Below are 14,004 nucleotides of genomic sequence, written 5' to 3'. Positions count from 1 at the left end.
GAGAATCCTGCATGGAATTTCAATTAATGCCCGGTGGTGTGATCAGCGGTGAAGTCCGCGTCCCCGGGGACAAGTCCATCTCACACCGCTCGATCATGCTGGGTGCCCTCGCCGAGGGCACTACCCGGGTGAGCGGCTTTCTCGAGGGAGAGGACGCCCTGGCAACGGTCGCAGCATTTCGCGCCATGGGTGTCGCGATTGAGGGTCCCGAGGACGGCGAGGTCACTATTCACGGTGTGGGTTTGCACGGCTTGCAAATCCCCCCGGCCGCCCTGGATATGGGGAATTCAGGCACCAGTATCCGGTTGCTGAGTGGCCTGCTGGCCGGGCAGGCCTTCGATACTGAACTCACGGGGGATGTATCTCTGTGCAAACGTCCCATGGGCCGGGTGATGGACCCCCTGAAGTTGATGGGCGCCCATATCGAGGGTGTTGAAGGTGGCAGGCCACCGCTGCATATCACTGGCGGCCAGGCGCTGCAGGGCATTCATTACGATCTGCCTATGGCCAGTGCGCAGGTCAAGTCCTGTGTGCTGCTTGCCGGACTGTACGCCGAGGGTAGCACCTCGGTGACCGAACCCGCCCCGACGCGCGATCATACCGAGCGTATGCTGCGAGGGTTTGGCTACACCGTGCGCAGTGAGCAGGGTGTTATCAGCCTCACGGGTGGCGGTCGCCTGTTGGCAACCGACATAGACGTGCCTGCGGATATTTCGTCTGCGGCGTTCTTTCTCGTCGCGGCGAGCATCGCACCGGGCTCGGACCTGCTGCTTACCCATGTCGGCATCAACCCCACGCGCATCGGTGTGCTGAATATCCTGCGCGCCATGGGTGCGGACATCACCCTCAAGCACGAGCGGGAAATCGGCGGGGAACCCGTGGCAGATATTCGTGTGCGCTACGCTCCCCTGCAGGGCATTGAAATCCCGCTGGACCAGGTGCCGCTGGCGATCGACGAATTTCCGGCGCTGTTTATTGCCGCTGCCTGTGCCAGTGGCCGCACGGTATTGCACGGTGCAGAGGAGTTGCGAGTGAAGGAAAGCGATCGCATTGCCGCGATGGCGGCGGGCCTTACCACCCTCGGGGTGGTCAACGAGGTGCTGGACGACGGCATCATCATTGAAGGTGGCCCAATTGGCGGCGGTGTCATAAACACCTTTCACGATCATCGTATCGCCATGTCGTTTGCTATTGCGGCACTGCGGGCTGACGAGGAAATTCGCATTCTCGACTGCGACCACGTCAGTACTTCCTTTCCGGGCTTTGACGCCCTGGCACGTGGCCTCGGCCTGCAAATATCCGCGCGGGTCGACTGATGGGGCGCCAGCCGGTGCCAGTGATCACGGTCGACGGTCCTAGCGGGGCCGGCAAGGGGACGCTCAGTCACCTGCTCGCAGAGGCGCTGGGCTGGCACTTTCTGGACAGCGGTGCCCTCTACCGGGTGACCGGGCATGCCTGTGTGCTGGAGGGCGTTGCCTGGGACGACCACACGGCCGTGGCAGCTGTCGCCCGTCATCTGGATGTGGTCTTTTCCCTCGATGCAGCCGGTGAAGTGCGCGTGGCTTATAAAGGCAAGGATGTCAGTCGTGCCATTCGCACGGAAGAGGGGGGGCGCGGCGCCTCCACCGTGGCGGTGATTCCCGCGGTCCGCGAAGCGCTGCTGGAGCGCCAGCGCGAGTTTTGCCAGGCCCCCGGGCTGGTGGCGGACGGCCGCGACATGGGCACGGTTGTATTCCCCCGCGCATCGCTCAAGATCTTCCTTACGGCCAGCGCCGAAGAGCGGGCGCGGCGGCGTTACCGGCAGTTGCTCGACAAGGGAGAAAATGTTAGTCTCCCGCGCCTTCTCGAGGACATCGAGGAGCGCGATGCGCGCGATAGCAGCCGCTCCGTTTCCCCGTTGGTTCCCGCTGAAGATGCCATTGTCATTGACAGCAGTTGTTTGCCTATCGGCGATGTGTTCTCTGCTGTCATGGAGGCGGCGCGTGAGCGCGGCTTGGTGTGACCAGGCCGGTGCATTGCAGCCGGCTCTGGCAATGGCGCTAGTCTCGCTGCCTCACGGTCGGTTCCAGAAGTGGCCGGGGGTGGTTTTAACGGATGACCCGTGCCAGCTGGAGGCGCGGCAAGGCGGTTAACCGCCGTACTCTCACAAACAGGTAATGTGTAATGAGCGAATCGTTCGCTGAACTCTTTGAAGAAAGCTTGAAGACCGTCGAGATGGTACCGGGCAGCATTGTCACCGGCGTGGTCATCGACATCGATAACGAGTGGGTCACCGTCCATGCCGGGCTGAAGTCCGAAGGCGTGATTCCTCGTGCCCAGTTCGTTGACTCTGCGGGTAACTGCTCCCTCAGCATCGGCGATGAAGTCCAGGTTGCGCTGGAAACCGTGGAAGACGGTTTCGGTGAGACCAAGCTGTCCCGCGAAAAAGCCAAGCGTGCAGAGTCCTGGAAAGAACTCGAAGCCGCGCACGAGGCGGACGAAGTGGTCAAGGGTATTATCAATGGCAAGGTCAAAGGTGGCTTTACTGTTGATATCAATACCATCCGCGCGTTCCTTCCCGGCTCGCTGGTTGACGTACGCCCGGTTCGTGACACCGCGCACCTGGAGAACAAGGAACTCGAATTCAAGGTCATCAAGCTGGACCAGAAGCGCAACAACGTGGTGGTATCCCGCCGCGCCGTGATGGAAGCGGCCAACAGCGTTGAGCGTGAAGCCCTGCTCGAGTCACTGCAGGAAGGCATGTCCGTCAAGGGTATCGTCAAGAACCTCACCGACTACGGCGCGTTCGTGGATCTGGGTGGCGTCGACGGTCTGCTGCACATTACCGACATGGCGTGGAAGCGCATCAAGCACCCCTCCGAGATCGTCGAAGTGGGTCAGGAAATCGACGTCAAGATCCTCAAGTTCGATCGCGAGCGCAACCGGGTTTCCCTCGGCCTCAAGCAGCTGGGCGAAGATCCGTGGGTCGAAATCACCAACCGTTACCCCGAAGGCAGCCGCGTCAAGGCGCGTGTGACCAACCTCACCGATTACGGCTGTTTTGCCGAGCTCGAAGAGGGTGTTGAGGGTCTGGTTCACGTCTCCGAAATGGATTGGACCAACAAGAACGTGCACCCGTCCAAAATCGTCCAGCTGGGTGATGAGGTCGAGGTCATGGTGCTGGATATCGACGAGGAGCGTCGTCGCATCTCGCTGGGCATCAAGCAGTGCATGCAGAATCCTTGGGACGCCTTTGCTTCTCAGTACGCCAAGGGCGACAAGATTGCCGGCAGCATCAAGTCGATTACCGACTTCGGCATCTTCATCGGCCTGGAAGGCAACATCGATGGCCTGGTTCACCTCTCCGACATCAGCTGGAACGAAGTGGGCGAGGAAGCGGTGCGCAATTACAAGAAGGGCGACGAGATTGAAACCGTCATTCTGTCCATCGACCCCGAGCGTGAGCGTATCTCGCTGGGCATCAAGCAGCTCGAGGACGACGCGTTCTCCGGCTTCGTCGGTGAGAATGATCGCGGTGCCATCGTCACCGGTGAAGTGATTGCCGTGGACGCGCGCAGCGTAACCGTGCAGCTGGCAGACGAGGTTGAGGGTATTCTCAAAGCCTCCGACATCAGCCGTGAAAAGGTTGAAGATGCCCGCAGTGTCTACAAGGTGGGCGACAGCGTCGAAGCGAAGATCATCTCGGTCGACCGCAAGAACCGCAGCGTTGTGCTGTCGGTGAAGGCGAAAGACTACGACGACGAGAAAGATGCCGTGAAGTCGCTGAAGGATCAGGAAGAGTCCTCTTCCCCCGGCACCATCGGCGACCTGATCAAGGCGCAAATGGAGAAGTGATACTGTTGCGGGGCGCGCGCTCCGCAGTCAGGCAAGGGGGCGCAAGGATGTCCCCGACGCCTCACTCCTCGCAAAGGCTCACCACGTTGGTGGGCCTTTTTTCTATATAAAATAACGAGTTGCGTAACTGCGCGGGCGGCGTCACAATAGTTTCCCTGAGCACGACCGATAGCGGTCTGGCGAGAGCGCAGGTGGATAGGGGCCCCGCGATGACGAAAAGTGAACTCATTGAGGCAATTGCCGCCCGGCAGGCACAGCTGTCGCTGAAAGACGTGGAGCTGGCCGTCAAGACGATTATCGAACACATGTCCGAGGCACTCTCCGGTGGAGAGCGCATCGAAATTCGGGGTTTTGGCAGCTTTTCACTGCACTACCGTGAACCGCGCCGTGGCCGCAACCCGAAAACCGGTGACACGGTAGAACTGACCGGCAAGTACGTTCCCCATTTCAAGCCCGGTAAAGAGCTGCGGGAGCGGGTCAACCTGGGATTGCAGGCGGGGTTGTGAGCATGGCCACCACCGCTTCCAACGGCGCGGGTCGTCTGGCGAGGATTCTCCGCCGGCTGATTCTGGTGCTGGTTGTACTGGCGATGCTCGCGGCGGGCGTGTTGTTCGCCGTGCAAAATCCCGAACCGGTCGCTCTCGACCTGCTGGTGGTGGACCTGGCGCCGCGTAGCCTCGCGCTCTGGTTGCTCGCCACGCTGGCGCTGGGCGGTCTGCTGGGGCTGTTGGCCTCGAGCATCATTATTCTCCGGTTGCGCGGCAAGCTTGTTCTGGCACGGCGCAAGCTGGAGAAGTGCAAAGTGGAACTGGATCGTCTGAGGGTCGCTGGGCTCAAAGACGGTGAATGACCTGCTGGTATTCGCGCTCCTGTTTGCCGCCATCGGTATCGGTTGGTGGCTGGGGCGGCGCAGCGCGAGTGCGCAGGCGTCTGAAGTGCCAGGCCAATACTACAAGGGATTGAATTACCTGCTGGATGGCCGCCCGGACGGCGCGGTGGACGCTTTCATCGACGCCCTCGAGGTCAATAGCGAAACGCTGGAAACCCACATTGCGTTGGGCAACCTGCTGCGCAAGCGCGGCGAGGTTGACCGGGCCATACGCATACACCAGAATCTGCTGGCCCGCCCCAGCCTGCCCCGCCCGCAAATTCACCAAGCGCATCTCGAGCTGGCCCGCGACTACATCAGTGCGGGGCTGTTTGATCGCGCCGAGCGCCTGCTGCTGGATCTGGTGAAGGATTCTCCCGAACAGCGGCGCGCGAGCCGCCGACACCTGCTGGACATCTTCCAGAGCCAGCGGGAGTGGGCTCAGGCCGTTGATGTGGCAACGGCCCTGTTGCCACGCAAGTCGCTGCTCGGCCCCACCCCACCGGCGCCCAGTGGCGCGAGCCGTCAGCCGGTGGCAGTTGCGCTGGCGCATTACCACTGTGAGCTCGCGGCGGAAATGCTGGAGCAGGGCGACCTGCAGGAGGCGCGCAAGCAGTTGCAGCAGGCGTTGCACCACGATCGTCGCTGTGTGCGTGCTTCACTCATGTTGGGCGAGCTTGAATGCCAGGCCGGGCAATACAAGGCGGCGATCAAAGCCCTGCGCAAGGTGCAGCAGCAGGACCCCGATTACATCCCCGAAACCGTGCCCGCTCTGCACGAGGCCTATAGCCAGCTGGGCGACACGACACCGCTGCGGCAATACCTGCAGGAGTGCCTGCAATCCAGCCCGGCTACTGGCCTTGTGGTGGCGGTTGCCGATGATGTGCGTGCCACACAGGGCGATCAGGCCGCCATGGAGTTTCTCTCGGGGCAGTTGGCGAAAGCGCCCTCGCTGGGCGGATTGTCGCGACTGATTGAACTGCAGGCAGCCAATACGGAAGGTTCCGTGCGCGAGAATCTTGCGGCACTGCAGAAACTGGTGGCCCGGTTGCTGGCGGAGCGGCCGAGTTACCGCTGCGGCCACTGTGGCTTTGCTGGCCGCCAACTCCACTGGTTCTGCCCCGGCTGCAAGCACTGGGGCACGGTCAAATCCATTCGCGGTAACCGTGTCGACTGAGCACGGCCGCAGTTATTGAAGGTGTTCTCGATGCACTCTCCCATTCTGGTGGCTCTGGACTATCCCGATGAAGCCTCGGCGCTGGACCTGGTCGAGCAGCTGTCGCCGCGGCTCTGTCGGCTCAAGGTGGGCAAGGAGCTGTTCACGCGCACCGGGCCCGGTCTGGTACGGCGTCTGCAGGGTCAGGGCTACGATGTGTTCCTGGATCTCAAATTTCATGATATCCCCAACACGGTGGCTTCGGCGGTGCGTGCCGCGGCCGACCTCGGCGTGTGGATGGTTAATGTGCACGCCAGCGGGGGCCGCCGCATGATGGAGGCGGCAGCCGCGGAACTCGCCGGCCTGCAACAGCCGCCGCTGCTTATTGCCGTCACGGTCCTGACCAGCATGACCGATGAAGACCTGCGTGAGCTCGGTTACCTTGAGGGCGCGCTGGCACGCGTCGCATCACTGGCCGGCCTGGCGGCGGACTGTGGGATGCAGGGCGTGGTGTGCTCGGCCGAGGAGTGCCCCACACTGCGGGAGCAGCGCGGCAAAGACTTTGCCTTGGTCACACCCGGCATCCGTCTCGCGGGTGACTCGCCGGGTGACCAACGTCGAGTCGTCACACCCGCTGACGCGCGCAGGCGAGGGGCGGATTATCTCGTGGTCGGTCGTTCAATTACCGCGGCGGCCGACCCGCTGGCGGCCCTGCAGCGGGTGCATGAGGAATTGCGCACGGCGGGCGGATAGCGTCGGCGCCCCGGCGCATTCAGTCAGATGTGACCAAAGGCACCCCGCTTGTCCGGGTGCCTGCTAGACTTTGCTTCGATACGGATGTGCAGGGATGCCACAACGTCATACGGAGATAACGCCATGTCACTCAAACAACACATCATGCATGTTTATCGGGCGTTTCAGCCCGACTCACTCGTCCAGCGCGGGTTACAATCACCCGGGGGGAAACGCCGGCAGCGGTGGCCGGCTTTGCTGGGCGCCTTGGCCGTGTGCCTCAGTCTGGGCGGCCTGTCCGCCCCGGTATCGGCGGCGCCCGATGTGCCGCCGCTTGCTGCCGAGGTCGCGGTACAGCGCGTTAATATCAACACTGCGGATGCCGCCACTCTGGCCGCCATGCTGCAGGGTGTAGGGCTGTCGCGGGCGCAGGACATCATTCGCTACCGGGAGGCCTATGGGCCCTTCACAGCGGTGGAGGAGCTGGCGGACGTCAAGGGCATTGGTCCCGCCACACTGGAAAAGAACCGCACGGTCATAACACTGGATTAGGCGCCGGGCATCCGTATCATGGGGGCCTTGGCCCCCACTTTTTTTTGCGGGTGCGGAAACGCTGCTGAAGGGAAATGTATGTCCGCACAATACGTCGGCACGGCGCAAGGCAACAGGAAACGGGCGGGGTGTACATGTCGGTGCTGGTGACCGGTGCCAGCGGTTATATCGGGCAGGCACTGACGGCGCGACTACAGCAGCAGGAGCTGGCGCCCGTACTTGTCAGCCGCCGGGGTGGAGCTGCCCGCGGCGGCCTGGCGAGGCACGCCGTGGATTTCGCTACGGAGAGTCTGGACGAATCCCTGCTGCAGGGTGTGAGCACCGTTTATCACCTTGCGGGTATCGCCCACACGCAGGCGCCGGCCGCGCAGTATGCCGCTGTGAACTGCCGCGCGACCCTGGCACTCGCAGCTGCAGCCGAGCGCGCAGGCGTACACCACTTCATTTTTGTCAGCAGCGTCAAGGCGATGGGCCCTTCGGCAACATCCATGCCACGGCGGGAAATGGAGGTGTCTGCACCCGCGGACGCCTATGGTCGCTCCAAGTGGGAGGCCGAGTGCGCGCTGCGCGAGCGCTTTCACCACAGTGCCATGACGGTCATTATTCTGCGCCCGGCACTGGTGTATGGCCCGGAGCCGAAAGGCAACCTGAAGTGGCTGTTGCGTGCTGCGCGATTCGGTTTGCCAGCGCCGCCGGCGGGCGGCGCGCGTTCCATGATTGGTCTGGACGACCTGGTCGAGCTCCTGTTGCTGCTGCCCGGTACTGGCCTGAGCGGGGTGAACACCTTCAATGTCGCGGATGGTCGGGCCTACAGCACCAGAGAGACGTATCAGCTGTTGCGAGCCGCGCTGGGCAAACAGGGTCCGGGTGTCTCAAGCCCCGCCTGGCTATGGCGCGTGCTCGCTTCCCTGCTCGATCTGGTTCAGCGGCAGGCACAGGGGGCCAGCTTCGACAAGTTGTTCGGTGCCGAGCGTTACGACAACCACGCGCTTTTGCAGGCAACCGGCTGGGTGCCGCGCGATACCCTGGCTACCGTCGCACCCGCCATGGCGAGCGCGGGGGAGTGTCCTCCGTGATTGCGGCCATGCTGTCGGCACCGCTCGCAGCCGCGTTGCTCTGTGCGCTCTGGCTGCAGCTGGCGCGGCGCGGCCAATGGCTGGATAGCCCGGGTCAGCGCAGCTCGCACAGCCTGCCTACGGCAAGTGGCGGCGGTGTGGGGATTATTCTGGCGTTGGTGCTCGCCATGGCGGTGGCGGCGCAGGCCGGGGTGGTATGGCCACCGGTGTACGGTCTGTTGCTCGGACTTGCGGTGCTGCTGATGTTGGTGGGCTTGCTGGATGATCGCTACAACCTGCCGGCGCGGTTGCGGTTGGGTGTCTACTGCGCAGTCTGTGCGCTGCTCGTCACTGCTGTCTTTGCCGCTGCTCCGGGTAGCGATGTGCTTTTCGGGTTGCCGTTTCCCCTCTGGGTGCAGGCGCCGCTACTGGTGTTGGCGCTCCTGTGGCTGGTCAACCTGTACAATTTCATGGACGGTATTGATGGCCTGGCCACCCTGCAGGCGTTTCTTGCGGGCATGGGAGGGAGCTTGCTGGCATTGCTGGCCGGGGATCTCACACTCGCCCTGATGTGCGTCCTGCTGGCGTTGAGTCAGCTGGGCTTTCTCTACTGGAACTGGCCACCCGCTCGCCTGTTCATGGGGGATGCGGGCAGTGTGCCCCTGGGTTTTTTACTCGGCGGTCTCGCGGTGATCGGAGCCGGTCACGGCACCTTGCCACTGGCGTGTTGGCTGGTTTTACTTGCTGCCTTTGTCACCGATGCCACCTGGACCCTGCTGACGCGCTGGCGAGCAGGGGCACGCGTGTTTGAGGCGCATCGAGAGCATGCTTATCAGCGTCTCAGTCGCCACTGGGGTTCTCACCTCGCGGTGGATTTCCTGCTTGTGGCGCTGAACGCATTATGGCTTTTCCCACTGGCGTGGACGATCTGGCGCTGGCCTGAATTCCAGCTTTTCTTGGTAATTTTGGCATACCTTCCCCTCCTGCTCGGCATGGCGAAGTTGCAGCGATTGACGTAACATCGGGGTCTCCGGGTTCGCGCCACAATTAATCACTTCAAGCGAGCCTGTCACGATTATCCGGAGCGGGAGGGATTTTGCTGAATCGGCTTGGCAATGGTGTGCTGCAAGCGATTTCCGGGGTGCTTGGAAGCGTGCGGGATGCACTCGAAAAACTTATAGAGCTGCCGCGGAATATCAAGCAGGCACTTCTTCTCGCTCTCGATATGGTGTTTGTCAGCGCGGCCATGTGGTCCGCGGTAGCGCTTCGCCACGGCAGCACTGAGTTCACGCTGGGCACAACGGAAATAGCGTGTGCTGCCATCACCGTGGTTATCAGCGCCATTATCTTTTTGCGTCTTGGTCTCTATCGAGCGGTTATCCGCTTCATGGGCCAGCAGGCGATCTGGGCAGTGATTACCGCTGTCACTTATTCCACGCTGATACTTGCCGCTTCTGTGTTTGTTGCGCAGGCTGAAGTGCCGCGCACCATGCCGTTTTTCTACTGGGGTATTGCCCTGTTGCTGATTGGCGGTACGCGCCTCACGGTGCGGGCATATTACCAGGCCAAGCTGCGCTCGCTGTCGCGCAACGTCATCATTTATGGTGCGGGTGAGTCAGGGCGGCAATTGTTGACCGCCTTGCACCATGGCGACCAGTACCGGGCGGTGGTGTTCGTGGATGATGATGTGCGGCTGCAGCACTCGGTCATTAATGGCCTGCAGGTGGCGCGCCCCGAAGAGATCAAGCGGCTTATAGGCGAGCACAATATCACCCAGGTGTTGCTCGCCATTCCAGCGGCTTCGCCGGAGCGTCGCCGGGAAATCATTAACTCGCTGGTCGGGCTGCCGGTGCATGTGCGCACCGTGCCGAAGATCAATGAACTTGTCGCCGGTCGCGCGAGCGTCAATCAGATCCAGGATATCGATCTCGATGATCTGCTCGGGCGCGACCCGGTGCCGCCGCACCCCGAGCTGATCGACCGCTGTATTACCGACAAGGTAGTGATGGTTACCGGTGCGGGTGGTTCTATCGGTTCGGAGCTGTGCCGTCAGATACTGACTTCAGGCCCTCGAGAGCTCGTCCTGCTGGATAACTCCGAGTACGCGTTGTACCGCATTGAGCGCGAGCTGCGCGAGATGGGGCAGGCGCTCGGTTCCGGGGTCGAGGTCATCGCATTGCTGGGGTCCGTGCAGGACCAGCGGCGGCTGGAAACGGTGTACCGCACCTTTGCTGTTCAAACGGTCTATCACGCCGCGGCCTACAAACATGTACCCATGGTTGAATACAACGTTGCCGAGGGTGTTGCCAACAACGTGTTCGGCACCTGGTACGCGGCGGAAGCTGCGCGCAAGGCCGGGGTGGAGACATTCGTTCTGGTTTCCACCGACAAAGCCGTGCGGCCCACCAATATCATGGGTGCTTCCAAGCGCTTTGCGGAAATGGTGTTGCAGGGACTCGCTCAGCGCGACTCCGGTACCCGCTTCTGCATGGTGCGATTCGGCAATGTGCTGGGTTCCTCCGGTTCTGTGGTCCCGCTATTTCGCGAGCAGATTGAGGGCGGTGGCCCGGTAACCGTCACCCACCCGGAAGTCTCGCGCTATTTTATGAGCATTCAGGAAGCCGCGCAGCTTGTGTTACAGGCCGGTGCAATGGGCACGGGCGGCGATGTGTTCGTGCTGGATATGGGCGAGCCGGTGCGGATTGTGGATCTCGCGCGGCGTATGATCCGTCTCAGCGGCTACGAAATGCAGCACGACAGCCACGCACACGACCATATCCAGATCGAGTTTATCGGTTTGCGCCCCGGGGAGAAGTTGCGTGAGGAGCTTTTGCTCGGCAGCAACGTGACCGGGACCGGGCACCCCATGATCATGCGCGCCGAGGAAGAGTGTCTCTCCTATAACCAGATTCACCGCTTGTTGACCGAGCTCATGCATTACTGCGATACGATGGATTGTGCCGGTATTACCTCAATCCTGAACGCCGCTGTGAGCGGGTTTAATTTACACGAAGTGCGCTACGACCATGTCTGGCGCAAGCAGGGCATGGCCGGCCGTCCCACGCTTGCCAAGCCCAAGCAAAAACCGGCCGCCGTCGGTTTGTCTAACGTTCAGGAACTGTTCCCCGACAAGTCCTGATCTCAGCCGGAAGGAATCAGAATGAACTATGACGTCTTTAACGGCGATGCGGATGGCCTGTGTGCGCTGGTGCAGCTGCGTCGCGCGGAGCCTCTCGATGCGGTACTGGTAACCGGTGTCAAACGCGACATCGCCCTGCTGCAGCAGGTTGAGGCCGGGCCCGGCGACCGCGTGACCGTGCTGGATATCTCACTGGACAAGAATCGCACCGATCTACAGCGCGTGCTTGCGGCCGGTGCCGATGTATTCTATTGCGATCACCACTTTGCCGGAGAGATCCCCGCCAGCCCGCAGCTCGAGACCTTGATCAATCCCGCACCCGACGTGTGCACCAGTCTGCTGATCAATGGCCGGCTACAGGGGGCATATACGGCTTGGGCCGTGACCGGTGCCTTTGGTGATAACCTGCGCGATTCCGCGCAACGGCTGGCGAAGACACTGGGTTTGTCTGCCGCGCAGGTGCAGGCCCTGGAAGATCTGGGTATCTATATCAACTACAACGGTTATGGCCCGGCCCTGGAAGATCTGCATTTCGCCCCCGCGGAGCTTTACCAGCTGCTCGCAAGGCACGATGACCCGTTCCAGTTCATGGACGCGGAGCGCGGCCACTTCGAACGCCTCGAAACGGGGTACCGGGAAGACATGGCGGCAGCTGCGGCGCTTGAGCCCATTCACCGTGGAGAGAGTGCAGCGGTGTACCAATTGCCCGACGCGGCCTGGGCACGGCGGGTGAGCGGCGTCTTTGGCAACGACCTGGCCAACCAGGATCCGGCGCGAGCACACGCCGTGGTGACAGCGCGAAAAGATGGAGATTATCTGGTCAGTGTGCGTGCGCCTCTTAACAACAAGACCGGCGCGGATGCACTGTGCCGGGAATTTCCCACGGGTGGCGGCCGCGCTGCGGCGGCGGGTATAAACGCTTTGCCAGCGGATCAGCTGCAGGCTTTTGTCGAGCGTATCGCGGCGTTCTACGCGTAGACGCTCCGCTCCCCGGCGGCTCACCGTAGACTGTCACGCAGGCCGCGGAAGCGGTCTTGCAGGGAGAAACAGAGTGAACTGGGATGACATGAAGGTGCTACTGGCGTTGGGTCGTCGGGGCTCTGCGCGCGGGGCAGCCCAGCTGTTGGGGGTAAGCAACTCGACGATAACGCGTCGCCTCGACGACCTGGAAAGCACGTTACACACGCGCCTTTTCGATCGCACCCCTGATGGCTACCGGATGACGGCAGCGGCGGAAGAGCTGATGCCAGCGGCGGAGCACGTTGAAGAGCTTATGCTGGCAGCCGAGCGTCGTATCACGGGCACCGACCAACAGCTGCAGGGCAGCATCCGCCTCACCATGCCGGATCGTGTGGAATTTCTGCTCACTCGCCTGGCTCGCTTTGCGGAGGATTACCCGGGAATTGAGCTCGAGCTCATGCCCAGTAACCTCGCGCTTGATCTCAGTCGACGCGAGGCGGACATCGCGGTGCGTGTATTGCCTGCAGGCACCCGGCCGCCTGACAATCTGATTGGTCGCAACCTGTGCCCGCTCAGTGCCTCGACTTACGTACACCGAGCGCTGCTGCGCGAGGATGCACCGCACGACGTGTCGCACCTCACATGGGTGGGGCGCTACCCCCAGGGTCAGCGCGAGGACTGGTTGCGTTACAGTGGCCTCGAGCATTTGCCTGTGCGACACGCCATAAGCGATCTCAACCTCATGCAAATGGCTGCGCGCAGCCGCATGGGGCTGGTCTTCATGCCCTGTTTTCTGGCCTTTGGTGATCCGGAGCTGGTGCGGGTTCCCAATGCGCCTGTCGTACACCAGTCAAACGTGTGGGTGTTAACGCATCGCGACCTGCGTTTGAGCGCACGGTTTCGAGTGCTGAGAGAAGTTATTGCTGAAGAGTTCGCCAAGGTGGCATCGCAACTGGATACCCGCTGACGCGCCCTGTCAGATCGACTTCGGGTTCTGGATGCCCCCGGTGACCGCGATGCGCATTGCTTCCTCAACGCTGAGATCAACGGACTCAAGCTGGCTCGCTGGCAGATAGACGGTATATCCCCCCAGCTGGTAGCTCATGGGCAAATAAACACCGACCACTGATTCATCCACAGCGCCGCGCAGTCGTGTGCTCGGCTCCCGCGAGGTCACAAATCCCAGCAGTCGCATGTTGTCGCCGAGGGTTACCATCACGACCGAGTCCGCCTGCTGCTTGTTGGCGATGCTGAATGCGCGCAATACGTCCTGAATGGCCCCGTGAACCGATTTGACCAGTGGAATCCTGCTCAGCAGCGTGTCCCCCAGGCGCAGCAAGTGGCGAACCACGTAGGCATTCACCAGCAGGCCAATCAGCATCAGCAGAATCAGGCCAGAAATCAGCCCGAGGCCCTGAAAGTACCAGTCCCCAGGCAGGACCGCGCGCAGTGCCGCGCCGGTCATGGTTTCCAGCGTCACCAGTAGCCAATACACCAGGTAAATAGTCAGCGCGACGGGGAGTACGGCCACCAGGCCCTGCAGCGTGAGTGAGACAAGACGTTTCATGGGTATCCTTCGGTTGCTACTGGACTGAGAACACGCAGATAGCGTACACGGTTACTGCGGGCGGTACACGCCGCGTGGTTGGCATGCCCAAAAATGCAGCGAATACGATCATAATCGGCCACTTCCATCAAATACGGCTAG

The 14,004-nt window shown here is 61.8% G+C and carries 14 protein-coding genes; 13 read left to right on the top strand and 1 reads right to left on the bottom strand.

Annotation, left to right across the window (positions count from 1 at the left end; all coding sequences use genetic code 11):
- Nucleotides 1-11: 11 nt before the first annotated feature.
- The 13 genes from aroA to EGJ68_RS14230 all read left to right on the top strand — a co-directional run bounded on the left by aroA (nt 12) and on the right by EGJ68_RS14230 (nt 13,263).
- Nucleotides 12-1,316, top strand: coding sequence for a 3-phosphoshikimate 1-carboxyvinyltransferase (gene aroA / locus EGJ68_RS18365; RefSeq protein WP_233248836.1), 1,305 nt, complete (start codon nt 12-14; stop codon nt 1,314-1,316).
- Nucleotides 1,316-2,002 carry a (d)CMP kinase gene (gene cmk / locus EGJ68_RS14285; protein ID WP_123035222.1) on the top strand — a complete coding sequence of 229 codons (687 nt, stop codon included), beginning with the start codon at nt 1,316-1,318 and terminating at the stop codon, nt 2,000-2,002. The genes aroA and cmk overlap by 1 nt, the downstream gene beginning before the upstream one ends.
- A 161-nt stretch (nt 2,003-2,163) precedes the next feature.
- Nucleotides 2,164-3,834: a 30S ribosomal protein S1 gene (gene rpsA, locus EGJ68_RS14280; protein ID WP_123035221.1), complete on the top strand. Its 1,671-nt coding sequence runs from the start codon at nt 2,164-2,166 to the stop codon at nt 3,832-3,834.
- Nucleotides 3,835-4,025: 191 nt separating this feature from the next.
- Entirely contained in the window at nt 4,026-4,340 is a 315-nt protein-coding gene (locus tag EGJ68_RS14275) for an integration host factor subunit beta (protein ID WP_269845670.1), read from the top strand.
- 2 nt (nt 4,341-4,342) lie between these two features.
- Nucleotides 4,343-4,684, top strand: a complete 342-nt coding sequence (locus EGJ68_RS14270; protein ID WP_123035220.1) for a lipopolysaccharide assembly protein LapA domain-containing protein — start codon at nt 4,343-4,345, stop codon at nt 4,682-4,684.
- On the top strand, nt 4,677-5,879 hold the full coding sequence (gene lapB, locus EGJ68_RS14265; RefSeq protein WP_123035219.1) for a lipopolysaccharide assembly protein LapB: 1,203 nt from the start codon (nt 4,677-4,679) through the stop codon (nt 5,877-5,879). Before EGJ68_RS14270 ends, lapB begins: the two co-directional genes overlap by 8 nt.
- A gap of 30 nt (nt 5,880-5,909) precedes the next feature.
- Nucleotides 5,910-6,611, top strand: a complete 702-nt coding sequence (gene pyrF, locus EGJ68_RS14260; RefSeq protein WP_123035218.1) for an orotidine-5'-phosphate decarboxylase — start codon at nt 5,910-5,912, stop codon at nt 6,609-6,611.
- Between the two features lie 123 nt (nt 6,612-6,734).
- Nucleotides 6,735-7,142, top strand: a complete 408-nt coding sequence (locus tag EGJ68_RS18425; protein WP_332888890.1) for a ComEA family DNA-binding protein — start codon at nt 6,735-6,737, stop codon at nt 7,140-7,142.
- 134 nt (nt 7,143-7,276) lie between these two features.
- Nucleotides 7,277-8,218, top strand: coding sequence for an NAD-dependent epimerase/dehydratase family protein (locus EGJ68_RS14250; protein ID WP_158283680.1), 942 nt, complete (start codon nt 7,277-7,279; stop codon nt 8,216-8,218).
- Nucleotides 8,215-9,216: an MraY family glycosyltransferase gene (locus tag EGJ68_RS14245; RefSeq protein WP_158283679.1), complete on the top strand. Its 1,002-nt coding sequence runs from the start codon at nt 8,215-8,217 to the stop codon at nt 9,214-9,216. Before EGJ68_RS14250 ends, EGJ68_RS14245 begins: the two co-directional genes overlap by 4 nt.
- 77 nt (nt 9,217-9,293) lie before the next feature.
- Complete coding sequence (locus tag EGJ68_RS14240) at nt 9,294-11,336, top strand: polysaccharide biosynthesis protein (RefSeq protein ID WP_035526522.1); 2,043 nt, start codon at nt 9,294-9,296, stop codon at nt 11,334-11,336.
- Nucleotides 11,337-11,357: 21 nt separating this feature from the next.
- The gene (locus EGJ68_RS14235) at nt 11,358-12,314 is read left to right on the top strand and encodes a DHH family phosphoesterase (protein WP_123035215.1); all 957 of its coding nucleotides are present in this window, start codon (nt 11,358-11,360) and stop codon (nt 12,312-12,314) included.
- Nucleotides 12,315-12,387: 73 nt separating this feature from the next.
- On the top strand, nt 12,388-13,263 hold the full coding sequence (locus EGJ68_RS14230) for a LysR family transcriptional regulator (RefSeq protein WP_123035214.1): 876 nt from the start codon (nt 12,388-12,390) through the stop codon (nt 13,261-13,263).
- A 9-nt stretch (nt 13,264-13,272) separates the two neighbouring features.
- On the opposite strand, the gene EGJ68_RS14225 is transcribed toward EGJ68_RS14230, so the two are convergent.
- Nucleotides 13,273-13,863, bottom strand: coding sequence for a DUF502 domain-containing protein (locus EGJ68_RS14225; protein WP_123035213.1), 591 nt, complete (start codon nt 13,861-13,863; stop codon nt 13,273-13,275).
- Between the last annotated feature and the right edge of the window lie 141 nt (nt 13,864-14,004).

Source organism: Haliea alexandrii (assembly GCF_003719295.1).
In the GTDB taxonomy this organism is placed as follows: domain Bacteria; phylum Pseudomonadota; class Gammaproteobacteria; order Pseudomonadales; family Halieaceae; genus Haliea; species Haliea alexandrii.
This window is presented reverse-complemented; position numbering and strand designations above follow the sequence as displayed.